Consider the following 26,309-nt stretch of genomic DNA (forward strand, 5'->3'; position numbering starts at 1 on the left):
TAACTTACCATTTTGCTAATGAGTCATTAAAAACATCCTGAGTAATGCGTTGAAAAATTTCCTCGAATGCAGTGGCCTTTATACTACCGGATAATTGCGAAGAACCCTGATAATCGTAAAAGAAAGAGTAGGTTTTTTCAAAATCGTCTTCCTCATTTTGCTTATTATAAAAACGCACTAAAACACCAATGGTTAATCGGTTTTGTGCAGCGGTATTGTTCGCTGTAGCAGTGGTTGGAGAAATGCGATATTCTGTAATTTCGCCTTCGTAAACGAGGTCGCCATTTGATGTTACTAATTCTAAATTGGTTTGATTCTGAATTAAATCTTGTAGAGCTAAAGTAAAATCTCTGTCTAAACCAGGTTCTATTAATTCTGCATTATTTTGAAAGTAATTCACCTGATAGGTTTTTACTGAAGCATCGATGTTCGTTCCGCTTAGGGAATACGCCCCACAACCTAAAAGCGTTGTGGTTAAGACGATAGTTAATAGGTGTTTTATGTATCTCATTGACCATTTTTTTTATTCTTACAAAGGCGGAATTTTAATGTGTAATAACGCCATTTTACAAATCAAATTGTTTTATTTTTCTATATAAGGTACGTTCGCTTATCCCCAACTCTTCAGCGGCTAACTTACGTTTTCCTTGGTGTCTTTCTAGCGATTTTTTAATGAGTTCTAATTCTTTATCGTGAAGCGAAAGGGTTTCCTCTTCTTCTATTTCTTCAGCGAAATGATACTTGTCGTTAACATCTGTAGGATATGTTTTTGTAGGCTCTGCATTTTGTGGTATGGACAATACTTGTAAATCTTCTATAGCATCTTCATAATCTGAATCGTTAGTATTGTCGCCATAAATTTTTTCAATTAAACCTTCATGGTCTTTTTCAACCTCTTTTGTATTTCCACTTTTCATTAATTCCATGGTTAGCTTTTTTAAATCATTTAAATCGGCTTTCATATCAAATAAGACTTTGTAAAGGATTTCACGTTCGCTACTAAAATCACTTTCAGACTTAGAGGTTTTAATTACAGCAGGTAAATTAGAACTACCAGATGGTAGGTATCCTTTTAAAGTATCGGCAGAAATCAATCTGGTTTGCTCTAAAACCGAAATTTGTTCAGCGACATTTCGTAATTGTCTTATATTTCCACTCCATCGAAATTTAAGCAGGATTTGTATGGCGTCGTCCGTAAGTTTTATGGTTGGCATTTTGTACTTCAATGCAAAATCACTTGCGAATTTTCTAAACAATAAATGAATGTCTTCTTGTCGCTCGCGTAAGGGCGGTAAGTTAATGTCTACGGTACTTAATCTATAATATAGATCTTCGCGAAATTGCTCCTTTTTAATGGCATCAAACATGTTAACATTTGTTGCAGCGACGATACGTACGTTGGTTTTTTGAACTTTACTGGAACCCACTTTTAAGAACTCGCCATTTTCTAGCACACGCAATAGGCGTACTTGTGTGGTTAAAGGTAATTCGCCTACTTCATCTAAAAAAATGGTGCCACCATCGGCCACTTCAAAATAGCCATTTCTAGTGGCTGTTGCTCCAGTAAACGCCCCTTTTTCATGTCCAAAAAGTTCACTATCGATAGTGCCTTCTGGTATGGCTCCACAGTTTACAGCGATGTATTTGTTATGTTTTCTATGCGAGAGTTGATGAATAATCTTAGGAATGCTCTCTTTACCAACGCCACTTTCTCCAGTGACTAACACAGAAATATCTGTTGGAGACACCTGGATTGCTTTTTCAACAGCGCGATTTAAAGCGGAATTATTGCCTATAATCCCGAATCGTTGTTTTGTTGCTTGAATAGACTCCATAAAATTAATTGTTTTTACTTAAACTAATCGCTTCACCTATTAGTGTCGCTTTGGTGCAATCTGTTACTCTTACATTAACAAAATCGCCAATAGAATACTGTTCTTTATTGAATACGCAAACAATATTAAATTCACTACGTCCGGACCATTGGTTTTTCGATTTTTTAGATTCTTTTTCAATGAGAACTTCTACTGTTTTCCCTAAATGTTCTTGAGTTCTTAAGGTGCTATGTTTTAGCTGAAGCTCAATAATTTCACTTAACCGTCGGCTTTTGGTCGCTTCAGGAATGTCATCTTCTAATTTGCGTTCGGCAAGTGTTCCAGGTCGTTCTGAATAGGTAAACATATAACCAAAATTATACTTCACGTACTCCATTAAAGAGAGTGTGTCTTGATGGTCTTGTTCGGTTTCTGTTGGGAAACCAGTAATCATGTCTTGACTTATAGCACATCCGGGAATAATCTCACGAATATTATCGATTAATGTAAAATATTCTTCACGTGTATGCAGTCTATTCATTTCTTTTAAAATGCGGTTGCTACCACTTTGTACTGGGAGATGAATGTGATTGCAAATATTATTGTATTTAGCCATGGTGCGAATCACTTCTAAACTCATGTCTTGAGGATTCGATGTTGAAAAACGAATGCGCATTTTAGGCTGGGTTTCAGCACAGATTTGTAATAGTTTTGAGAAATCTACAGCGGTAGCCTTTTGTATTTCTGAAGCTTTACTGAAATCTTTTTTCAAACCACCACCGTACCACAGGTAACTGTCTACATTCTGTCCGAGTAAGGTAATTTCTTTAAAGCCTCTACTCCATAAATCGTTAACTTCTTCGATAATGCTTTGTGGGTCACGACTACGCTCACGACCTCGAGTAAAAGGTACCACACAAAATGTACACATATTATCACAACCACGAGTAATAGATACAAAGGCCGTAACGCCATTGCTGTTTAAACGCACAGGAGAAACATCTCCATAGGTTTCATCTTTAGATAAAACGACATTAATAGCGTCTCGACCATCTTCCACTTCAGCTAACAAATTAGGTAGATCTTTATAGGCATCAGGCCCGACCACCAGATCCACAATTTTCTCTTCTTCTAGAAACTTGCTTTTTAAACGTTCTGCCATACAGCCTAACACGCCCACTTTCATTTTAGAATTGGTGCGTTTAACCGCGTTATATTTTTCTAGGCGTTTGCGAACCGTTTGTTCGGCTTTATCTCGTATAGAGCAAGTGTTCACTAAAACTAAATCGGCTTCTTCGAGATTGTTAGTGGTGTTATACCCTTCTTTATCTAAAATGGAAGCCACAATTTCACTGTCACTAAAATTCATAGAACACCCGTAGCTTTCAATAAAAAGTTTTTTAGTGTTTTTCTCTTTCTCCTTTAATACAAGCGCATGCCCTTGTTTCGTTTCGTCAATTGTTTTTTCCATAGATGTACTGAAAAAGTGTATCAGTCAATAAGTGGACAAAGATAGATTATTTTATAGAATATGACAATATGACAGTGTGTTAAATTATGCTAAAAGCGATTAAATTAGGTTCATAAATTTTTTTTCATATACCTTTGTAGCTTCAAAAAATCGAAGAATGGCGAAGAATTTAGTAATAGTTGAGTCACCTGCAAAGGCTAAAACAATTGAGAAATTTTTAGGAAAAGACTTTAAAGTGGAATCAAGTTATGGGCATATTTCCGACTTGCCTTCCAAAGAATTAGGTGTAGATGTTGAAGGTGATTTCGATCCAAAATATGAAGTTTCTACAGATAAAAAAGCAGTCGTTAAAAAGCTGAAAGATTTAGCTAAGAAAGCAGAAATGGTTTGGTTAGCTAGTGATGAAGATAGAGAAGGAGAAGCTATTGCGTGGCATTTGGCAGAATCATTAGGGCTGGACAAAAATAAGACAAAACGGATTGTATTTCATGAGATTACAAAATCGGCTATTCAGAAAGCGGTAGAGAACCCAAGACAAATTGATTACGATTTAGTCGATGCACAGCAAGCGCGTCGTGTATTAGATAGAATTGTAGGCTACGAATTATCCCCTGTATTATGGCGTAAAGTAAAAGGTGGATTGTCTGCAGGACGTGTGCAATCTGTTTCTGTGCGCTTAATCGTAGAGCGTGAACGTGAAATAAATGAATTTGAACCCGAAGCGTCTTATAGAATTGATGCTGAATTTTCAAATGAGGACGGACAGTCTTTTAAAGCAAAGCTGCCTAAAACGATTAAAACGAAAGCACAAGCTTTAAAATTCTTAGAGCAAAATGCGAATACCACATTTAAGGTTTTCGATTTAGAAAAGAAGCCAGCTAAAAAGGCACCTGCCGCACCATTTACAACCTCTACATTACAGCAGGAAGCGTCACGTAAACTCTATTTTTCTGTAAGTAAAACCATGAATATGGCTCAGCGTTTATACGAAGCTGGTTTGATCACTTACATGAGAACCGATAGCGTAAACTTAAGTGATGAAGCTCGAAAAGGTGCCGAAAAAGAAATCACAGAAGCTTATGGTAAAGCCTATTCAAAAGAACGAAAATATAAAGGTAAATCTAAAGGCGCTCAGGAAGCCCATGAGGCCATTCGTCCTACAGACTTTTCCGTGCACTCTGTAGATTTAGAGCGTGATCAAACAAGGTTATACGATTTAATTTGGAAACGCGCCATTGCCTCACAAATGAGTGAAGCAAAATTGGAACGTACTAATGTGAAAATTAAAGCAGCAGCACATAATGATATCTTCACGGCTAATGGAGAGGTTATCACTTTTGATGGGTTTTTAAAAGTGTATTTAGAAGGTACCGATGATGAGGATGTGGAGCAGGAAGGCATGTTGCCAGCAATGAAAGTAAATGAAGCCTTGCTTAATAATTACATTACCGCAACAGAGCGTTATTCAAGACCACCTTATAGATATACAGAAGCTTCTTTGGTTAAAAAATTAGAAGAGCTAGGTATTGGGCGACCGTCTACTTACGCTCCAACAATTTCTACAATTCAGAATAGAAAGTATGTTGAAAAAGGAACCATTGATGGTAAAGAACGTGAATACACACAGCTAGTTTTAAAAAATGATAAAGTAAAAGATACCCTGCTTACCGAAAAAGTAGGTTCCGATAAAGGTAAGCTTGTGCCTACAGATATTGGAATGATTGTGACAGATTTTTTAGTGAATCATTTTGAAAGTATTTTGGATTATAGTTTTACTGCAAATGTAGAGGATCAGTTTGATGATATTGCAGAAGGTAAAGCCAATTGGAAGACGGTTATGAAATCATTTTATAAAGACTTTCACCCAAAAGTTGTTGATGTACAAGAAAATGCTGAACGCGAATCCGGAGAGCGTATTTTAGGGGAGGATCCAAAATCAGGAAAACGAGTGAGTGTCCGATTAGGAAAATTTGGACCTATGGTTCAAATGGGGACGGTTGATGACGAAGACAAACCTACCTTTGCGAGTTTAGGGCCGGAGCAACAATTGGGAAGTATTACTTTTGAAGAGGCTATGGATCTGTTTAAACTTCCTAAAGCGTTAGGGGAATACAAAGGGGAGCCAATAGAGGTGAATAATGGCCGATTTGGACCTTATGTGAAATTTGGAAAGAAATTTATTTCTTTAGCGCCAGGACAAGATCCTTTAAGTATAGAAAAAGAGGAAGCTATTGAATTGATTAAAGAAAAAGAAATTGCAGATGCACCTATTTATACCTATAAAGGGGAAGGTGTTACCAAAGGCAAAGGACGTTTCGGTCCCTTTATTAAATGGGATGGCATGTTTATAAATGTGAATAAGAAATACGATTGGGACAATTTATCTGAAAAGGATATTATTGAATTGATTGAAACCAAGATTCAGAAAGAGATAGATAAGGTTATTCATAATTGGGAAGAAGAAGGCATTCGCGTGGAGAAAGCCCGTTGGGGAAGACATAATATTTTGCAAGGTAAGGTGAAAATAGAGTTGCCTAAAACAGTAGATGCGGTAGCATTGACTCTTGACGAAGTAAAGGGGATTATAGAAAAGAATGCGCCTAAGAAAAAGGCTGCTAAGAAAAAACCGGCAGCTAAAAAGAAACCAACGGCTAAAAAGAAAACGGTAGCTAAAAAGAAATAAATTATGAACTTTAATTTTTTATCGCCTGTTCAAGATGCCGTATTGGCTCACAACGAGTTATTGTCTATGCAAGCGTTAGGAAGGAAATTAAAAATTCATTCTCAACATACGGGGATACCGAGACTTAGAAGGCGTCTCTATAGCGATTATAGGTGTGTTAGAAAACCGTAACGATATAGATTATATCGGGGAAGCGTTTCAGCTTAATGAAGTTAGAAAATCTTTTTACGCGTTGTTTCCAGGCAGTTGGAACACCACCATTGCGGACTTAGGAGATATAAATAAAGGAGAATCTGTTGAAGATACGTACTTTGCACTCAAAACGACCGTTTCCATTTTAGTGCAAAAAAAAATCATTCCAATCATATTGGGCGGTAGCCAGGATTTAACTTATGCCATATATCGTGCTTACGATAATTTAATGCCAATGGTTAATGTGGTGAATGTCGATTCGTGTTTCGATTTAGGAGATTCTACAAAACCAATTAAAAATAATAGTTTTGTGGGGAAGATCATATTAGACCAACCCTATAATTTATTTAATTATGCCACGGTAGGGTATCAAACGTATTTTAATTCTCAAGAAGAAATAGACCTCATGGAGCGTTTGTATTTTGAGGCTTACCGATTGGGGGAGGTCTCAAACGATATCACTTTAGTGGAGCCCGTGATGCGTGATGCAAATATTGTTAGTATCGATTTAGGTGCGGTCAAAGCGAGTGAAGTGAGCTTAAAGCAACGTATGTCTCCCAATGGTTTAGATGGAAAAGAAATATGTGCCGTTGCACGTTATGCCGGAATTAGTAATAAAGTATCGACTTTTGGTATTTTTGAATACAAACCCTCTTATGACGACGAGATAACCGCTATGTTAATGGCTCAAATGCTATGGTATTTTGTTGAAGGAGTGAATTGTAGAATAAAAGACGATGATTTTTTGAATGATGACAATCATCAGAAATTTACTACATTCGCCGACTCTGAAGAATTAATATTTTACAAAAGTTCTAAAACAGGACGTTGGTGGATTGAAATACCTTTTTTAGTAAATGTTAATAATAAATTAAAAAAGCATACGTTATTACCTTGCACGCATAAAGACTATCTTGATGCCTGTGATGGAGAAATACCAAATAGATGGTATAAAGCATATCAAAAAAACAGCGTTTAAAATCGAACAACAATTATTTTAACATAATATTTATCGTTAAAAAGCGTTTTTTTTACGATGAAATGTAAATTTTTTAGTTAAAAAGTTGTTTTTTAGGAAATATATAAATATGTTTACGGTCTTAAAAAAATCTAGAGTATATAATTAACCTCGAGTTTTACAATGAATATGAAGAAATTTGTAGTATTAACGGCAGTTTTAGCACTTTTATTTAGTTGCGGGTCTAAGGACAATGGACAATTAGTAGGTGTTAAAGGTAAAAAATGGCATCCGAGAAAAGCCTTACGGTATGACATTAGTACCAGGAGGTGCATTTATTATGGGTAAAGCTGATGATGATTTAGCTGGAATTCAAGATGCGCCTGCAAAGACAGTTACTGTTAGAGCATTCTATATGGATGAAACAGAAATCACTAATAGTGAATATCGCCAGTTCGTAGAATGGGTTAGAGACTCTACTATTAGAACAAAACTCGCCATCTTAGCGGACGAAGTAGGAGAAGTTCCTGGTAACGGAGGTATTGGTGAATTTGCATTTAAAGATGCCGATTCTTCTAATATGACGCCTTACGAGAAGTATATGATTGACAACTACAGTGGTCTAGGAGAAACCGGTTATGAAGGAAGAAAGTTGAATAGAGATATTGATCTTATTTTCGATACGACTGAATATCCGGATGAATACTATGTAGAAGTTATGGATACCATGTACTTGCCTATTGAAGAGTCGTATAATGGATCACGTACTTGGGATGTTACCAAGTTTAAGTTTCAATATACCTACATGGACATCGCTAAAGCAGCAAAAAACAAAAATTTACGTCGTAAAGATGTTATTCATAAAGAAGAAGTAACCATCTATCCAGATACTACAGCATGGATTCGTGATTTCGCGTATTCTTATAATGAGCCAATGCACAATGATTATTTCCGGCATGACGCTTACAGTGAATATCCAGTAGTTGGAGTATCTTGGAAACAGGCGAAAGCCTTTTGCCAATGGAGAACCATGCATCACAATGCGTATAGAAAAGAGCGTAAAAGACATTTTGTAAACTCTTACCGTTTGCCTAGTGAGGCAGAATGGGAATACGCAGCGAGAGGAGGCTTGCAAGCAGCAACTTTCCCTTGGGGTGGTCCGTATGCTAAAAATGACAGAGGTTGTTTTATGGCAAACTTTAAGCCTTTGCGTGGAGATTATGCCGCAGATCAAGCACTATATACGGTAGAAGCAGATGCTTACGAGCCTAACGATTATAACTTATATAATATGGCAGGTAATGTGTCAGAATGGGTGAATGCATCATATGATCCAGGTTCGTACGAGTTTGCATCAACGATTAATCCAAGTGTTAACGATGCGAATAACCAACGTAAAGTGGTAAGAGGTGGTTCTTGGAAAGATGTTGCCTATTTCTTACAAGTAAGTTCAAGAGATTATGAATATGCAGATTCGGCAAGAAGTTATATTGGTTTCAGAACGGTACAAGATTATATGGGGACTGAAGTAACCTCAAATTCAAAAAGATAATTACAAAAAAAAACAAAAATAAACCCTACTTAAAAATTTAAATTAACTACGTAAAACTTAGAAATTATGGCACAACAAGGAAAAATCACAGTAACTAATATGATCTACGGATTAGGAGCGGCAATCGTAATCGTAGGTGCATTATTCAAAATCCAACACTGGCCATTGGCTTCAGAGATTTTGACGCTAGGTATGATTGTAGAAGCATTAGTATTTACTTATTCTGCATTTGAAAGACAAAATTCAGATTTAGATTGGTCATTAGTATATCCGAATTAGCTGGTGGAGCAGTGACTAAAAAAGGATTAAAAGAAGAACCTAAAGATGCTGAAGGTTTATTATCTAAAAAATTAGATAACTTATTAAAAGAAGCTAAAATTGATGGTGAATTAATGGCAAGCTTAGGTACTAGTATCAAAAACTTTGAAGGTGCTGCTAAAGGTATTTCTCCAACAGTAGATTCAATGGCTGCACAAAAGCGATATGGTGAGGAATTATCATTAGCTGCGGCACAAATGGAATCACTAAATAGCTTGTATAAAGTACAGATGGAAAGTGTTAATCGTCAGTCACTTATTAATGAAGAGTCGGTTGAAAATGCGACTAAATTAAAAGAACAAATGCAATCATTAGCATCTAACCTGTCTTCATTAAATGGAGTCTATGGTGGAATGTTATCTGCAATGAACAAAAACTAATTAGTCATTAGTATAATTAATAACTTAAAAACTAATTAGACATGGCAGGAGGAAAAGCATCTGCAAGGCAGAAAATGATTAACTTGATGTATTTAGTATTCATCGCAATGATGGCAATGAATATGTCAAAAGAAGTGCTATCAGCATTTGGACTTATGGAAGTGAAGTTTGCAAATGCAAATGAAGATACTGAGGCGAAAAACGAAGCGTTATTAGCAAATTTAGAAGTTAAGGCTGAAGAAAAACCAGAAGATTTTGCTGTTCCAGCTTTAAAAGCGAAACAGGTAAATGAAGTCTCAACACAGTTTTTCAAATACATCGAAACGATAAAAGTCGATTTGTTAAAGAGTGGAGATTACAAAGTTGATCCTAAAACTGGTAAATTGCCATTTGAGGAGATGGACAAAACAGATATTCCGGACGAAAAATGGTTTACAGGAGACCGTTTAACTAAAGAAGGTAAGGAAGTAATGGATAAAATTGAAAAGTATAAGAAAGATATACTTGATATTTTAGGAACAGACGTTAAATACCAAACGGCAATCGCAAGTTTTAAAAAGCGTTTTGATACTGATAAAGTAATGAATAATGATGGAAAGAAAATTGATTGGTTAAACTACCATTATCAAGGATTCCCAGCAATCGCATCTTACACAAAGTTAACAGCCATGCAAAATGATGTGATGGTAACAGAAGCTAATATGTTTAACCTATTTTTAGGGAATACATTAGATGCTGCAGTATCATTAAACAAGTTTAAGGCCATCGTATTAGCTGATAAATCTGCGTTTTTTGCAGGTGAAAAATTTCAAGGTAGAGTGGTCTTAGGTAAATATGCTAACGTAACACCGACAAAATTAACGGTTCAGGGTAAAGAAATTGATATTTCTGAAGCTATTGATTCTACTGGAGCGGCTAAATTAGATTTTAATGTTGGAAATGTTGGTGAGCATGAGATTGAAGGTAAGTTTACTTTCTTAGAAGATGGTAAGCCTTTAGAAATTCCAATTGTAGCTAATTATGTTGTAGTACCAAGACCTAATTCAGCAACTATTTCTGCAGATAAAATGAATGTGGTATATCGTGGTGTATCAAACCCAATGACCATTTCTTTTGCTGGTGTTCCAGGTAATAAAGTATCTGCTAGTGCACCAGGTTTATCAAAAGGAGGTAAAGTGGGGCAGTATACAATGGTACCAGGTTCTCGTAGAGAAGTGACCATTAGTGTTACAGCTACATTAGATGATGGCTCTAAAGTTAATGATAAAGCGAGTTTTAGAATTAAAGACATTCCTAAACCAGCAGGTCAAATGGCAGGACAAACAGGAAGTGTTTCATTACCACGTAACAATGTTGAGATTGGTAAAGTTTCAGCAGTCTTAGAGGAGTTTGATTTCGATTTACCTTTAACCGTTACTGGTTTTAAAATGAAAGTGGAAGGATTACCAAGTGTGTCAGTTTCACGGTAACAGAATGAATGCGCAAGCAAAAGCGGCTATCCGTAAGGCTAAAAGAGGATCTTCTATTCAAATATTTGATATTAAGTCTAGATCGAATGGACCTAGAATTAAACCGGCTGCGCCAATAGTTATAGAGTTGTCTAACTAATTACTTTATAATTAATTAAATTTAAAAAAAACAGTACAATGAACTATAAATCTTTATTAGCAATCGTATGTGGTGTGGTATTTACCTCTACTGCCTTTGCTCAGGCTAACATTTTAAATGCTAAATCTCCGGAAGAGATTGGTGTGAGAACTGACGAACAAAAAGCTTTAGATAACGATAAGCCGTTAGAATATGGTTATGTTGATGATAGAGATATCATGTTTGCTAAAATGACTTGGGAAAAAGTGATTCTAGATGAGCGTGTTAACTTTCCATTATACTACCCTGTAGATACTAATAATATTGGAAATAACAGACGTTCATTATACGATGTTTTAACAAAAGCCATTATAGATGGTAAGATTAAAAATGTATATAATGATTCTTATTTTACTGGTAAACGTACCTCAAAAGAATTGGCAGACATCACCACTAAGATTGATACCTTAGATATTGGTTATGATCAATTTAATGCCGATGGTTTTGTTGATCCAGAGTACATTACTACTAGAAAGATAGCATCATTTGATATTAGCGCCTACCTTATTAAAGGGTTGTGGTTTTTTGATAAACGTCAAGGAGAATTAAAGTACCGTCTTTTAGGTATTGCACCAGCAGCACCAGATGTTAACTTTATTGATTCTAACGATGAAGCGAATAGAAAACCAAATGCCCTATTTTGGGTATTCTATCCAGATGCTAGAGATGTGTTGCATGAAGCTAAATCATTTAACGCTAAAAACAGTGCCATACCATTTTCATTCGATCACATTTTAAACTCTAGACATTTTAATGCCGTGATAACACGAGAAGAAAATGTGTACGGTGACCGTAAAGTGGAAGATTACATCGCTGAAAATGCATTAATGCAACTCTTAGAGTCTGAAAGAATCAAAGAGAAAATAAGAAACTTTGAATTAGATATGTGGTCATACTAATTTGACTTATAATATTGTTTAAACGCTCACTTGAAAAAGTGAGCGTTTTTGTTTTAGAGCGATTCTTCAATCGATAAAGAATGCATTATCTTCGCGAAATAGTGCGCCATTATAATAGGTGTTAAGACGTATTATAGCACATTAAAACACCATCTTCCGAGTAAAAAGTAAAATTAAATGCAGATGAAAATTGATTATATCATAGTGGGCTGTGGTTTGGCAGGCATCGCCTTTTGCGAACAATTACTAGTTAATAACAAAACGTTTGTTGTTTTTGATGATAGTTCTCAGCAATCGTCTACCGTTGCGGGAGGCTTGTATAACCCAGTAACTTTAAAACGCTTTACCCCAGTTTGGAGAAATAAAGAACAATTAGAAATGGCGATAACGGCTTACGAAAGAATAGAACAGCGTTTAAAGCTGAAATTGGATTACAAAGTTCCTGTCTTAAGACGTTTTACCTCATTGGAAGAACAAAACAACTGGTTCATTGCTTCAGACAAAGAAGGTCTTGAAGCCTATATGTCTACCACGATCCTGAAAAACACAAACAAATGTATTGATGCCGCATTCGGTTTTGGAGAAGTGCTGCAAACAGGAAGAATTGATACTAAACTACTCATCGCAGAATACAAAGCCTTTTTAAGACAACAGGATTTGTTAAATGAAGACGCGTTCAATTATAATGCTTTAATTCACGGAGACGGTAGCGTAAATTATAATAATGTGGAAGCGAAGCACATCATCTTTGCTGAAGGTTTTGGAATACACAAGAACCCCTATTTTAAGCATTTGCCTCTAGAAGGCACTAAAGGGGAGTTGGTTACCATCCATGCGCCCGACCTAAAACTAGATTTTGTTCTAAAATCAAGCGTTTTTGTGATTCCATTAGGCAATGATTTATATAGAATAGGAGCTACTTACGAGCACAAAGATAAAACCAATACGATTTCAGCAGAAGCGAGAGAGCTGCTCTTAAATAAGCTTAATACGTTTATCAATTGCCCTTTTGAGGTGGTCAATCAGGTTGCAGGAATACGGCCAACCGTTAAAGACAGAAGAGCTTTGGTAGGAACACACAAAGCGTTTAAAAACTATCATATCCTCAATGGTTTAGGAACTCGAGGTGTAATGATCGCCCCCTATGTGGCTAAGCAGCTTTTTGAATCAATAGAACACCAAACACCTATAGAAGCCGTTATTGATAGTCGGCGTTTTGACTAATAAGACGTTTTGTTAATCAATAGCTTATTTGCGTTACGGGTAGTAGCTGAATCTTTTTTTATGAGATGGATGCCCAAAAAGCATTTAAGATTTCCCTTTTGATTTATCGTAGCTCATAAAAAGGTTAATCCAAATATTGCGAGAAATTCGAACAATGATGGGATAGAAAATAAGCATGACACTCACAATAGAAATAAAACCAACGGTTAGTGTACTTCCTAAAATGAAATAACTAATGACAAAAGCGGCAACAGCAAAAGCGATACCAACCCCATAACTCACATACATGGAGCCGTAGAAAAATGAAGGTTCTATTTTGTATTTAGTATGACATTTCGAGCAGCGCTCGTGCATTTCAAACAATTGAGACAAGGCGTATGGATTTTTATTTATGTACATGGATTCTTCATGACACTTGGGACAAACACCAGTAATTATAGCATATAATTTTGAGCCTTTTTTAAACATATAATTTAACGTACTTTTGCACTTTTATAATCAGAAACAAAAATAAGTTTTAAATGATTAAAACTTAGTAACATTAGTCACAAATTCTATGCTTAACATTCACAACTTATCCATTTCCTTTCAAGGCGAATATTTATTTGAAGATATTACTTTCAAATTGGGTAATGGCGACCGCATTGGTCTTATTGGTAAAAACGGCGCTGGAAAATCGACGATGTTAAAAATCCTTTCTAAAGAATTAGAACCCGATACAGGACAAATTGCTTCAGATAAGGAGTTGAAAATCGGATTTCTTAAACAAGATATCGACTTCGTTTTAGGACGCACCGTTTTAGAAGAGTCTTATCAGGCATTTACTGAAATTAAAGCGCTAGAAGAACAAATGGATGCTATAAATCATCAGTTGGCCGAGCGTACAGACTATGAAAGTGAAGGGTATAACCAGTTGATGATTGACCTCAATGAAGTGCAACACCAGTATGAGATTGTTGGTGGTTATAACTACAAAGGTGAAACCGAAAAAATCCTACAGGGATTAGGTTTTAAACGTGAACAATTTGATAATTTAACCGATACCTTTTCAGGCGGGTGGCGTATGCGTATTGAGCTAGCAAAATTATTATTACAAAATAATGATGTGCTATTACTCGATGAACCTACCAATCACTTAGATATAGAATCTATTATTTGGTTGGAAGGGTTTTTAAAGAATTACTTTGGAGCAGTAGTTATTGTATCGCACGATAAAATGTTTTTAGATAACGTAACGAATCGTACTATAGAAATTTCATTAGGACGTATTTATGATTATCCTAAACCCTACACAAAATATCCGGTACTGCGTGAAGAATTGCGAACCCAGCAATTGGCGTCACAGAAAAACCAGCAGAAGCAAATTGAACAGACCGAAAAACTAATAGAGAAATTTAGAGCCAAAGCCAGTAAGGCAACAATGGCACAATCTCTCATTAAAAAATTAGATAAAATAGATCGCATTGAAGTTGATGAAGATGATAATAGTGTGATGACTTTAAATTTTCCGGTGTCTATTACTCCTGGTAAGATTGTGGTAGAAACCAATGGTGTCTCTAAAAACTATGGAGAGAATCAAGTATTATCTAATATTGATTTGTTAATTGAACGCGATGCAAAAACCGCTTTTGTTGGACAAAACGGACAAGGAAAATCGACTTTAGCAAAAATTTTGGTTGGCGATTTAAAGCATGATGGACATTTAAAATTGGGACACAACGTGCAAATTGGGTATTTCGCACAAAATCAGGCAGAATATCTTGATGGGAGTAAAACCGTTTTAGATACCATGATCGATGCTGCCAATGAGACGAATAGAAGCAAGGTGCGGGATATTTTAGGATCCTTTTTGTTTAGAGGCGATGAAGCAGAAAAGTACGTAAGAGTACTTTCTCGGTGGAGAACGAAACCGTTTAGCGTTGGCCAAATTAATGCTGCAGCCGTTTAATGTGCTTATTATGGATGAGCCAACAAATCATTTAGACATCAAATCTAAAAATGTGTTAAAGGATGCCTTGAAACGTTTTGAAGGTACCCTTATTTTAGTATCCCATGATCGTGATTTTCTACAAGGCTTAACGTCTACGGTGTACGAATTTAAAGATGAGAAAATAAAAAAGTATTTGGGTGATGTGGATTACTACTTAGAACAACGTCAAGTTGAAAATCTTCGAGAAGTAGAAAAACGTACCGTAATAAAGGACGCACCTAAAGAAAAAAACAAACAGTCTTATGAAGATCAAAAAAAATTAAAATCTTTAAATAATAAGCTGAGTAATACAGAATCTAAAATCAATCAACTAGAGAAGGAGATTAAGGAGATTGATGTGGAATTAGCCACTAATTATGATGTCGCGGTTGCAAAGGAAAACTTCTTTGCTAATTACCGGAACAAGAAAAAGGAATTGGAGCGCTTAATGGGGAAATGGGAAGAGATTACCTTAGAATTAGAAGATTACGCTTAATCTTTTTAAGGTTATTTTAACACATAGCCGTTAAACTAAGGGTTAATTTTGTCGTCTTACCATCAAAAATAGGTTAATGCGCAAAATTATAATTTCCATTTTAGGAGTTTTACTTATTCTAGCTTCTTTATATATAGCTAAAAGTCTTATAGCCAATAAAAACAAACCAAAACCCGTACAAGCCAAGGTGATTAAAACGGTGTTTACCGATACGGTACAAAACACAACGATCCCTATAATTATACCTGCTAATGGCAGTTTAACAGCCAAACGACGTTTGGAATTATATGCGGAGGTACAGGGCGTGTTTAGAACTGGAAGCAAACTTTTTAAACCAGGTCAAAAGTACAGTGCAGGACAAACACTCATTCGTATAGACGCCGCAGAATATTATGCCAGTGTGCAATCTGCTAAGAGCAATCTTTATAACTCGTTGGCGGCCATAATGCCCGATTTACGCTTAGACTTTCCGGAGGTATTCAATAAGTGGCAAACCTATCTCAACGGTTTTGATTTAAACAAAACCACACCCAAGTTACCGTAAATGACTTCCGAAAAGGAAAATTATTTTATTACGGGTAGAGGTATTGTTACTAATTATTACAATGTTAAAAATTTAGAACAACGTCTATCAAAATATAACATCAAGGCACCGTTTACAGGAATTTTAACCGAAGCTTTGGTTACAGAAGGTTCCTTGATTAGAAGTGGGCAAAAATTAGGTGAGTTTATAGATGCCACAACTTATGAAATGGAAGTGGCGCTAAGCAAAACCTACGCGAGTTTACTTAAAGTTGGTGAAGCGGTTGTTCTTAATAATTTAGAAGGCACAGAAACTTATAACGGAACCATTTCTAGAGTTAATGGAAGTATTGATGCTACAACCCAAACCATTACCGCTTATATTGAAGTGAAAAATGAGGCTCTAAAAGAAGGCATGTACTTAGAAGCGCAATTAGACGCCAAACAAGAAACGAATGCCATAGAGATAGACCGGAATTTATTATTGGAGCGTCAGCAAATTTTTGTTATTAAAGATAGCTTATTGGATGTTATAGAGGTCAAGCCCGTTTATTTTTCAGAGACTAAAGTGATTTTAAAAGGCGTCCCAAATGGAACGGTCATCCTTAAGCGTCCGGTGCCTGGTGCGTATTCGGCATGTTGGTGAAAGCTTTTGAGGAAAAGGGAACAGAAGAACCAAACGTTAAAAAGTAATCATGAGAAAATTAATTGCTTACTTTATAAAATATCACGTGGCCGTGAATGTTTTTATTTTGGCCTTTTTTGCTTTTGGTATTCTTGGCGTTTTGTCTTTAAAATCGTCTTTTTTTCCGCTAGTAGATTCTAAAATTATTAATGTAAACATTACCTATCCAGGAGCCTCCCCTCAAGAAATTGAAGAAGGGATTGTACTTCAGATTGAAGATAATCTTAAAGGATTAAAAGGCATAGATCGGGTAACTTCGGTATCGCGAGAAAATAGTGGAACGATTACAGTAGAAATTGAAAAAGGCGAGAATATTGACTTCATGTTACTTGAAGTTAAAAACGCTGTAGATCGGGTGCCTTCCTTTCCTACGGGGATGGAGCCGCTCATCGTGGCCAAGCAAGAAGAAATACGTCAAACGATTTCCTTTGCTTTGAGTGGAGATGACATTCCGCTGGCAACGTTAAAGCAAATTGGACGGCAGGTAGAAAACGATTTACGGCGTATTGATGGCATCTCTCAAATTCAAGTCTCCGGGTATCCTGCTGAAGAAATTGAAATTGCGGTTAATGAAGCTAATTTATTAGCCTATAACTTGACGTTTAATGAAGTCGCGCAAGCCGTAAGTGCCTCTAATATATTGGTAACGGGAGGCACGATAAAAACAGATGCTGAAGAATATTTAATTAGAGCGAATAACCGGGCCTACTATGGCGATGAGCTGTCTAATGTTATCATTAGGGCATCCAATGATGGGAAAACAGTACGGTTAAAAGATGTGGCGATTATTCGTGATCGCTTTTCTGAAACACCGAATGCGACGTATTTTAATCAAAAATTATCCCTAGATATCACGGTAACCAGCACCAATAATGAAGATTTAATTTCCTCTGCAGATAAAGTTAAAGACTATATAGAAGATTATAATCAGAAATACAACAATGTCCGATTAGATGTCGTGCGCGATTTATCTATCACGCTTAATCAGCGTACTAAATTATTGACAGAAAATGCCGTAATAGGAATGGTTTTAGTGTTGGTGTTCCTATCGCTTTTCCTAAACACACGCTTAGCGTTTTGGGTGGCTTTTGGTTTGCCTATTTCGTTTTTAGGGATGTTTATTTTTGCGGGGCAGTTTGATGTGACTATTAACGTGCTGTCTTTGTTCGGAATGATTATCGTTATTGGTATTTTGGTAGATGATGGTATCGTTATTGCAGAAAACATTTACCAGCATTATGAAAAAGGGAAAACCCCTCAGCAAGCAGCCATAGATGGGACTATGGAAGTGATTCCACCAGTGGTTTCTGCTATTATTACGACGCTTCTAGCCTTCTCCTTATTTCTATTTTTAGAAAGTCGTATTGGAGAATTTTTTAGTGAAGTGTCCGTGATTGTCATCTTAACATTGCTCGTGTCATTGGTTGAGGCACTTATTATTCTACCGGCACATTTAGCGCATTCAAAAGCGTTAAGAACACAAGTTGTTGAGGAGAATCCTTCGAAAATGAAGCAATTCTTTTCTAAAATGCGTGTGATAAATAAAGCAGGAGACAATTTCATGGTATTCTTAAGGGATAAAGTGTATACACCTGCCATAACCTTTGTACTTCAATTTAAAATGTTGTCTCTTGGTCTTTTTGTCGCCTTACTGGTATTAACTTTTGGCGCGATTGGTGGCGGGGTGATTGGAGTCACCTTATTTCCTTCTATTGCCAGTGATACTGTTTCTATTGAATTGGATATGCCTAATGGAACGAATGTAAGGGTGACCGATTCTATTATTTCAATGATTGAAGAAAAGGCGTTTATTGTAAATAAAGAGTTTACTGAAAAATATTTTAAAGACAGTGATAAACAACTTTTTGAAAATACAATCCTAACACTCAACAGTAGTTCTAGCGCACGATTACGTATTAATATGTTACCAGGAGAAGAGCGGCCGAGACGCCATTCAATCTTCGTTAGTCGCTAATAGACTAAGAGAGTTAGTAGGCCCAGTAATAGGAACTGAGCGGTTAATTTTTGGATCTGGAGGTAATTTTGGAGGAAGTCCCGTTTCTGTGGCCCTTTTAGGAAACAATATAGAAGAATTAAAGGCGGCGAAAATAGAATTGAAACAAACATTAGAATCGAATCCATTATTAAAAGATGTTGAGGATAATGATCCTGCGGGGATTAAAGAAATTCGCATACAACTTAAAGAGAGCGCCTATTTACTAGGTTTAGATTTAAGAACTATAATGAGCCAAGTACGTGCTGGTTTTTTTGGTGTTCAGGCACAGCGCTTTCAGCGCGGTCAAGATGAAATACGCGTTTGGGTGCGTTACGATAGAAGTAATCGGGCTTCGATTAATGATTTAGACGACATGCGCATCGTAACACCAACGGGGCAACGGGTCACATTAAAAGACATTGCGGTGTATTCTATAGCTCGGGGAGATGTCGCTATAAATCACCTGGAAGGACAACGTGAGATTAAGGTGTCGGCAGATTTAAAAGACCCTAGTACCAGTGCAACGGATATTTTAGAGGATATAAAAACAGTCACCATACCACAATTACAATCTAAGTACCCAACAATTTCAGCCTCATTTGAAGGTCAGAATAGAGAGAAAGATAAGCTAGTAGGTTCTCACGGGCACTGCTGGCATTCCAATTTTATTGCTTATTTATATTACCATAGCCTTCACCTTTAGAAGTTATAGTCAGCCCATTTTATTACTTTTATTAGTGCCATTTAGTTTAACGGCTGTGGCTTGGGGACACTGGTTGCTTGGTTTCCCTGTTAACGTATTATCACTTTTAGGTATTATCGCGCTTATTGGTATTATGGTTAATGACGGTTTAGTATTGATAGGCAAGTTTAATAGTAATCTAAAAGAAGGGATGACCTTTGATGTCGCTTTATCTGAAGCAGGGAAATCACGCTTTAGGGCTATATTTTTAACGTCATTAACAACCGTTGCAGGATTAGCACCGCTTCTTTTAGAAAAAAGTAGACAAGCTCAATTTTTAAAGCCTATGGCCATTTCCATCTCTTTTGGTATCGCTTACGCCACGATATTAACACTTTTAGTGTTGCCACTTTTCTTAGCATTTAGCAATGATATTAAGAAAAACACCAAATGGTTAATTACAGGTAAAGACGTAAGTAAAGAAGAAGTAGAACGGGCTATTAAGGAACAAAATGAAGAAAATGAATATTAAACACACCATTCTTTTTAGTCTTTTTACGGGGTTACAAATCATATCTGCACAACAACTGCTAACTCCAGAACGTGCCGTTGCGCTAGCACTTGAGAATAATTACGGTATTAAAATAGCCAATAAAAATACAGATGTAGCCGAGAATAACTCAGGTATTTTAAATTCAGGATACCTGCCAACACTTACTGGTAATGCGGGGGCTACAATCGACAAGCAAAATACAGAAGGAGAGCTAGCCAATGGAGAAGTTCGCGTTGCTAATGGGGCTGAGACTCGGCGATATAACGCCTCAGTAAATTTAAATTACACATTGTTTGATGGTTTAGGGCGCTTGTATAATTACAAACGTTTAAAAGAAGAATACCAATTGTCTGAGCTGGAAGCTCGAGAAACGATTGAAACAACAATCATTCAATTGTTTTCTATTTATTATAGAATCGCTCAACTTTCAGAAAATACAGAGGTTCTACAACAAACTATTGTGATCTCAAGAGATCGATTAAAACGTGCAGGATATCAATTTGATTATGGGCAAAGCACAAAATTAGCGGTTTTAAATGCTGAAGTAGACATTAATAATGATAGTATTAGTCTTATAAATACGAAACAAGATTTGAAGAATACCAAGCGTGATTTAAAAGTGGTGTTAGGGAATTCCTTTTCAGAAGACTTTAACGTCGATACGGATATTGATTTTTTAATAGCACTAAATAAAACAGCGCTTCTTGAAAAAACAAAAGCGAACAATGTGGCTTTACTTCAAACAGAAAAAAATATTGCGATGCGTCAGTTTGATATAAAGACTAACAGAGCACAGTTTTTGCCAACCGTTGGTTTGGTGGGGTCTTATGGTTGGAACGAGTCATCTAACAACAGTCCTTTAGCCTTTACACTTCAAAGTACCTCTTCAGGCGTTTCAGCTGGTTTAAATTTAACATGGAACTTATTTGATGGTGGGAGCACGATCACCCGTGTTCGTAATGCGAAAATAGCGCTTGAAAATCAACAATTGCAAAAAGAGCAATTGGTACTTTCAATGGAGCGTGATTTTGAAAATGCCTGGGATGATTATGAAAATAAATTAACTATTTTTAGAGTACAGGAAAAGAATATTAAGACCGCACAAAGCAACTTCGACAGATCTCAGGAGCAATTTAAAATTGGTCAGGTGAATTCTATAGAGTTTAGACAAGCACAGCTAAACCTCATAAATGCAGAGTTAAGTAGAAATCAGGCAAAATATGAAGCCAAGTTATCAGAGTTAACACTATTACAATTAGCAGGCGAATTGTTAAATGTTCAATATTAGATAGATAAGTGCCCTGAAGTGCTAAAAGCGTTACGTCGACAAATTAAGGATAATTGGGGTTTAACGGCTGAAAACAAAATATAAAGATGCAGTTCATCGAAAATTTTTGCATTTAAACCTTATTAAGTTTAGTTTTACGTTGTAATAAGACCTAAACTTAACCTACATGAATACTTTGAAAATTACTTTTTTCTGCTTTTTTACAACGCTTTTTAGCTTCTCACAAGTTCCCGATATCGAAAAATCCGCATTAATGGCCTTGCATAATGCCACTAATGGGGCAGAGTGGAACACCAAGTGGGACGTTTCCCAACCTGTTGATACGTGGCATGGTATTACTGTAGAGGATCATAGTGTTGTTGCCATTAATTTGTCATTCAATAACCTTCAAGGTACCCTACCTCAAGAGTTAGGAAACTTAACCAAGTTACGTTCTCTTAATGTTGGGTTGAATAAAATAGAAGGAGAGATTCCTGAGAGCTTAGCAAACTTGAAAGCATTAACCTCTTTAGAATTGTTTTTAAATCAATTCACTGGTACTATTCCCATTTTCATCGCAGACCTTAAAAATTTAAAAACATTAGCACTATATAGTAATGCTTTTACAGGATCAATTCCATTAGAATTGATGACTTTAAAGAATTTAGAAATACTACAATTAGGTAGTAACTTTCTAACAGGAACGATTCCAAATGAAATGTTAGCCCTAACAAAACTTAAAAAATTAAGTTTAATTGATAATAAATTTGAAGGTATTATACCTGTAGAGTTAAGTGATCTCTCTAATTTAGAGGAGCTTATTCTTTCAGAGAATAAACTTACAGGCAACTTGCCTTTACAATTTAGCAAATTATCTAACCTTAATACTTTAATGGTGAGTGATAATGACATGGATGCCGATTATGTTACAGTGGTTGGCGATAAGGCGTATATAAAACAAATGTTAACGACTTACAATAATAGCTATGTTGCAGATAGAGACTAACGAGAAAATAAATAAATATTTTTAAAAGAGTTAACGTAACGGTTGACTCTTTTTTATTTTTACAAAAAAGGGAAACCATGTTTGAACATTTTTTTCAATGCCCCTATTGTTGGGAAACCATATCTATGTTATTAGATCCAAGTGTAAATAAACACACTTATGTTGAGGATTGTGAGGTTTGTTGTAACCCTATACAGGTAACACCACATTTTATTGACGCGGAACTTGTTGGTTTTGAGGCTTTAAATATTGAGCAATAATTTTTTGCAAATAAATACTTGTAATATATAAAAAGCATCGTATATTTGCAGTCCTAAATAATCAGATCGGCATTATGAACCGAAAGTTAAAAGCTAAAAAGAGGATTTAGACAGTATATCGCGGGATAGAGCAGTAGGTAGCTCGTCGGGCTCATAACCCGAAGGTCACTGGTTCGAGTCCAGTTCCCGCTACTAGTAAAATCAAGCCTTTCAAGAAATTGAAAGGCTTTTTTTATTTTACATAGTACAGAATAAGTACAGAATAATGGCAATCTCAGCATTCAATAGTTTTTAATACCAAATGCTTCTTTTTGATTATAATCGATATGAATTTTAGGGTTGAATAATAAATTCTGCCAAACCACAACCTTACTTCTTAATAAGGGAAGTTTATTATCATACAATATACCCGCAATTTAAACTCGTAAAATACTTCCATCAAAAGACTACGGCATAAAGCCAACGCTTCTTCCCCCACTCATTTATTCCGTTTCCTTTTGAGCCAAGATTTTATCTTCCGTTTGGTTCCTGCTCAAATATTGTTTAATCTAAAATTTGAGTATTATGACAACAAAAGCAAGTACTACAAGAAAGCGCAGTCAAACAAAAGTAACTGCGAAAGTTGAAGTGAACGGAAAGAAAACGCCAGCACTTCAAATTCAGAACCTAAGTATCGGAAAGATTATTCCCGACCCGATGCAGCCCAGGAAGACTTTTAATGAAATGCTGTTACTGCAGCTTTCCGAGAGTATCAAAAAACATGGTGTACTTCAACCAATTACAGTCCGAAAATCCAAGAATGATTATGTTATCGTGATGGGCGAACGCCGATATCGTGCAAGTAAGTTGGCAGGAAAAAAGACCATACCCTGTATCGTGAGAACTTATAACAACAATGATGTTCGGAAGTTCAAATCATCGAAAATCTGCAAAGACAGGATGTTGAGCCGACTGAAGAAGCCGAGGCGATTGCTTACTTAAGTGAAAAATATGCGCCTACTGAAATTGCGAAGCGATTGGGCAGAACGGATAACTTTATAAGACAACGACTCAAATTGGCAGGTTTGATAGAAGGCTTCAAACATTTTGTGCGCAATGGGGAAATGACCATTTCCTTGGGAGTAGGTGTCGCACTTTTTGAACCTGAAGAGCAACAAATGATGTTGGAAACGATGGGCGAGGATTTCAATGCGCATCAGATAAACAGGATGATTAAAGACCGGACCTATGATTTGGAAAAAGCATCTTTTAATGTAAGCGATAAAAAATTGGTTCCGAAAGCCGGGTCTTGTATAGAATGTCCGTTCAATGCAGCAAATCAAGGCAATCTGTTCGGCGAGGGTAAAATGGTCTGTACGAAAGCAGCCTGTTTCGAGACCAAGAAAAGCAGGTCGTTCTTGAATTTGATTGAGAAATCGAAGCGAGAGAAGATTCTTCTGATTCCTGAAATACGAAAGTATTGGGCAGATGACGAAAGCAATCAGCTCATCATATCGCAATTGGAAAAGAACGGATTGAAAGTCTATCTGCTGGATGATGTTGAAATCATAGAAAATCCCATTGAACCCAAAATAGAAGCCATCAAAAGAGAATATCAACATTACGATTATTCCGAAGATGAGCTAAAATGTGAATTTGAAGAAGCAATGCAGAATTACAATGAAGCATTGGAAGAATTCAATTCAGCGAAAGAAAAGGGATTTGCAATTGGTCTCGTTTTTCATCCCGAAACTTACAGGCATAAAGAGGTCTTCATAAAGATTGTTGAAAAATCCAAGGATGAATTATCAGATTATTCGGCACCTTTGGCCAACAGAAAAATGGATGATTGTACGCCTGAAGAACAAATCTTTAAAATCAACGAAAGGGAAATCCGCAAAAAGCAAATAGAGAACAACAAGCAGTTTGAAGAAGTTGTGCAGATGATTCGAGAGACGAAATACATCGATACGAAGAAGACACTTTCAACAGATGAAATGGTGGCATTCTCGATATCGCTTTTTGAGAACAATGTGGACTATATGAGCCAGCAAAAGTACTTTGCAAAGTTCTTGGGCGACACTTCAAAGATGACCAAAATTGAAATAGTCGAAAATTTCAAGAAGAAGTTCAAAAAGGAAATCTTTCACAAATTGATACGGTATATGCTAACAAAGCAAGTTCATTTTGGCGAAAGCAATCACGTCAACAATCTGACAAATATTTCATTCTACAATGCAATGCAGGGATATTACAAAACCAAAATTGCTGGTATTGAGAAAGAATACGCTGAAAAAAGAAGCAAGCGTGAAGAACGTTTGAAAGAGCGCATCACAGTTCTTGAAGAGCAAGTTCAGGAACTTAAAGATTAGCTTTTGTTGTTGGAAGGAAGTGTCAGCATTCGTGCTGGCTCTTCTTTTTTTTGATAATCTTTCAATTGAAAGGGTTATAGAATAAGAAAAAATAATCAATAGAAGCGCAAAGGTAAACTCGTAAAATACACCCATCAAAAGACTACGGCATAAAGCCCACACGTCATCCTTAGCTTATTTATTCCGTTTCCTTTTGAGCTGAGATTTTAGCTTCCGTTTAGGGACCGCTCAAATATTGTTTAATCAAAATATATCATTATGGAACAAGTATCTGAAAATCCGAACATCTCACTACAGGAAGCCGAAGAACATTATCAATCAAGTAGTGAAAATTACAAAATTGATAGCGGCGAAAGCCATTTGGCTTACTACAGAGATAAGCATCCCAGCCATTACAAAATTTTATTTGAAAATGTTTAATTTAAATTCAAAAGCTATGTATTTACAAAATTTACAACAGGATGAAATCTTCTTACCATCAGAAATGAAATCCTTAAAAAGTCTGACCCGGATGGAATCCCGTCGAGGGCTTGAAAATGTCATCATCTCAAATGGCAAAATCGTCAACGTGGTATCGAACAGCTACGGCCACATTCCGAATCAACTATTCTTCAATAAAGCTGAAGAAATGCTTACCGACGCACAGCTGAATTTCCACAAACGTACCATCAACAAAAATGATAGGTCGTTCATTACTGACTTTATTATCGATGATAAAAGCCAGTTTACCGTCAAGAACCATAAGGACTTGATATTGCCGATGCTTCGGTTCAAGAATTCGTATGACGGAAGTGAAAAGACTTCCGGACATTTCGGGTTTTATAGAGAAGTGTGCTCAAATGGTCTACACGTGTCACAAGCAGAAATCGAGTTTTCCATAAAGCACAGTAAGAACAATACGCACTTGATTATGCCGAGGCTGAACAAGCTATTCGATAAGTTTCACGGATAATGAATTCTACACCATTACAAAGAAATTCAACAAGATGAAGGAATTTAAAATCATCGATACGCAAGAATTTGTTAAAGCGATTCTTGACAGAACGAAACTGTTCAGGTATGAATGTAGCGACAAGAACAGCGACCCATCGAAAAAATCTCGTGAGGTCATTGAAATTTTAAACTATGAAGCCTTGTTGCTCAATGAACAACCAAATCTATGGTTGGGATACAATGCGTTCAATTCAGTACTTCATAATGTTTTGAAGAAAAGCTTTGGCCAACAAGAACGGTTGGATAAGAAACTGTTCGATGAAGTTTATGCAATGGCATAAAGATAATAAAGGTTTGTCCAGTACCTCAAACTGGATGGCTGAGCATATAAAGAACGATTACTTCTAATCCCACTCAGCACATTCCCTTACATTCCACGTTTGCCTGCTGA

General features: G+C 36.3%; 13 protein-coding genes, 1 tRNA gene and 8 pseudogenes. 18 read left to right on the forward strand and 4 right to left on the reverse strand.

Annotated elements, in window-relative coordinates:
• Positions 1–4: 4 nt before the first annotated feature.
• Genes lptE through miaB form a run of 3 tightly spaced genes read right to left on the reverse strand, consistent with a single transcriptional unit; the run spans position 5 to position 3,285 of the window.
• Complete coding sequence (lptE, locus tag N7U66_RS16595; protein ID WP_267676174.1) at positions 5–511, reverse strand: LptE family protein; 507 nt, start codon at positions 509–511, stop codon at positions 5–7.
• 55 nt (positions 512–566) lie between these two features.
• Positions 567–1,835 (reverse strand): sigma-54 interaction domain-containing protein, encoded by a 1,269-nt coding sequence (locus tag N7U66_RS16600; protein WP_267676175.1) that lies wholly within the window; start codon positions 1,833–1,835, stop codon positions 567–569.
• 4 nt (positions 1,836–1,839) lie between these two features.
• Positions 1,840–3,285, reverse strand: coding sequence for a tRNA (N6-isopentenyl adenosine(37)-C2)-methylthiotransferase MiaB (miaB, locus tag N7U66_RS16605; RefSeq protein ID WP_267676176.1), 1,446 nt, complete (start codon positions 3,283–3,285; stop codon positions 1,840–1,842).
• A 157-nt stretch (positions 3,286–3,442) separates the two neighbouring features.
• On the opposite strand from miaB, the gene topA reads away from it, so the two are divergent.
• The 7 genes and pseudogenes from topA (at position 3,443) to N7U66_RS16640 (ending at position 13,138) form a co-directional block, all read left to right on the forward strand.
• The gene (gene topA / locus N7U66_RS16610) at positions 3,443–5,968 is read left to right on the forward strand and encodes a type I DNA topoisomerase (RefSeq protein ID WP_267676177.1); all 2,526 of its coding nucleotides are present in this window, start codon (positions 3,443–3,445) and stop codon (positions 5,966–5,968) included.
• A 3-nt stretch (positions 5,969–5,971) separates the two neighbouring features.
• Positions 5,972–7,139, forward strand: a pseudogene (locus tag N7U66_RS16615) (formimidoylglutamase).
• A gap of 168 nt (positions 7,140–7,307) precedes the next feature.
• A pseudogene (porK, locus tag N7U66_RS16620) lies at positions 7,308–8,670 on the forward strand (type IX secretion system lipoprotein PorK/GldK).
• A gap of 66 nt (positions 8,671–8,736) precedes the next feature.
• A pseudogene (porL, locus tag N7U66_RS16625) lies at positions 8,737–9,368 on the forward strand (type IX secretion system motor protein PorL/GldL).
• Between the two features lie 41 nt (positions 9,369–9,409).
• Positions 9,410–10,976: pseudogene (gene porM, locus N7U66_RS16630) on the forward strand (type IX secretion system motor protein PorM/GldM).
• Positions 10,977–11,014: 38 nt separating this feature from the next.
• Positions 11,015–11,914: a type IX secretion system ring subunit PorN/GldN gene (gene porN / locus N7U66_RS16635; protein ID WP_267676179.1), complete on the forward strand. Its 900-nt coding sequence runs from the start codon at positions 11,015–11,017 to the stop codon at positions 11,912–11,914.
• A 177-nt stretch (positions 11,915–12,091) separates the two neighbouring features.
• Positions 12,092–13,138 (forward strand): NAD(P)/FAD-dependent oxidoreductase, encoded by a 1,047-nt coding sequence (locus N7U66_RS16640; RefSeq protein WP_313791292.1) that lies wholly within the window; start codon positions 12,092–12,094, stop codon positions 13,136–13,138.
• Between the two features lie 84 nt (positions 13,139–13,222).
• On the opposite strand, the gene N7U66_RS16645 is transcribed toward N7U66_RS16640, so the two are convergent.
• Positions 13,223–13,606, reverse strand: a complete 384-nt coding sequence (locus N7U66_RS16645) for a DUF983 domain-containing protein (protein WP_267676180.1) — start codon at positions 13,604–13,606, stop codon at positions 13,223–13,225.
• Between the two features lie 88 nt (positions 13,607–13,694).
• On the opposite strand from N7U66_RS16645, the pseudogene N7U66_RS16650 reads away from it, so the two are divergent.
• The 11 genes and pseudogenes from N7U66_RS16650 to N7U66_RS16700 all read left to right on the forward strand — a co-directional run bounded on the left by N7U66_RS16650 (position 13,695) and on the right by N7U66_RS16700 (position 26,199).
• Positions 13,695–15,603: pseudogene (locus N7U66_RS16650) on the forward strand (ATP-binding cassette domain-containing protein).
• A 76-nt stretch (positions 15,604–15,679) separates the two neighbouring features.
• Positions 15,680–16,818: pseudogene (locus N7U66_RS22665) on the forward strand (efflux RND transporter periplasmic adaptor subunit).
• A 2-nt stretch (positions 16,819–16,820) separates the two neighbouring features.
• Positions 16,821–20,020, forward strand: a pseudogene (locus tag N7U66_RS16660) (efflux RND transporter permease subunit).
• The gene (locus N7U66_RS16665) at positions 20,010–21,329 is read left to right on the forward strand and encodes a TolC family protein (RefSeq protein WP_267676181.1); all 1,320 of its coding nucleotides are present in this window, start codon (positions 20,010–20,012) and stop codon (positions 21,327–21,329) included. The pseudogene N7U66_RS16660 and the gene N7U66_RS16665 overlap by 11 nt, the downstream one beginning before the upstream one ends.
• 166 nt (positions 21,330–21,495) lie before the next feature.
• On the forward strand, positions 21,496–22,314 hold the full coding sequence (locus N7U66_RS16670) for a Two component regulator three Y domain protein (RefSeq protein WP_267676182.1): 819 nt from the start codon (positions 21,496–21,498) through the stop codon (positions 22,312–22,314).
• A gap of 77 nt (positions 22,315–22,391) precedes the next feature.
• Entirely contained in the window at positions 22,392–22,574 is a 183-nt protein-coding gene (locus N7U66_RS16675) for a CPXCG motif-containing cysteine-rich protein (RefSeq protein ID WP_267676183.1), read from the forward strand.
• A gap of 119 nt (positions 22,575–22,693) precedes the next feature.
• Positions 22,694–22,766, forward strand: a tRNA-Met gene (locus N7U66_RS16680).
• Positions 22,767–23,138: 372 nt separating this feature from the next.
• Positions 23,139–23,555, forward strand: a complete 417-nt coding sequence (locus N7U66_RS16685; RefSeq protein ID WP_267676184.1) for a ParB N-terminal domain-containing protein — start codon at positions 23,139–23,141, stop codon at positions 23,553–23,555.
• The gene (locus tag N7U66_RS16690) at positions 23,543–24,925 is read left to right on the forward strand and encodes a ParB/RepB/Spo0J family partition protein (protein ID WP_449274502.1); all 1,383 of its coding nucleotides are present in this window, start codon (positions 23,543–23,545) and stop codon (positions 24,923–24,925) included. Before N7U66_RS16685 ends, N7U66_RS16690 begins: the two co-directional genes overlap by 13 nt.
• Before the next feature lie 258 nt (positions 24,926–25,183).
• Positions 25,184–25,345 carry a hypothetical protein gene (locus N7U66_RS16695; protein ID WP_267676186.1) on the forward strand — a complete coding sequence of 54 codons (162 nt, stop codon included), beginning with the start codon at positions 25,184–25,186 and terminating at the stop codon, positions 25,343–25,345.
• 16 nt (positions 25,346–25,361) lie between these two features.
• Positions 25,362–26,199: pseudogene (locus tag N7U66_RS16700) on the forward strand (DUF932 domain-containing protein).
• Positions 26,200–26,309 lie beyond the last annotated feature (110 nt).

The organism is Lacinutrix neustonica, assembly GCF_026625145.1.
Lineage (GTDB): Bacteria > Bacteroidota > Bacteroidia > Flavobacteriales > Flavobacteriaceae > Lacinutrix > Lacinutrix neustonica.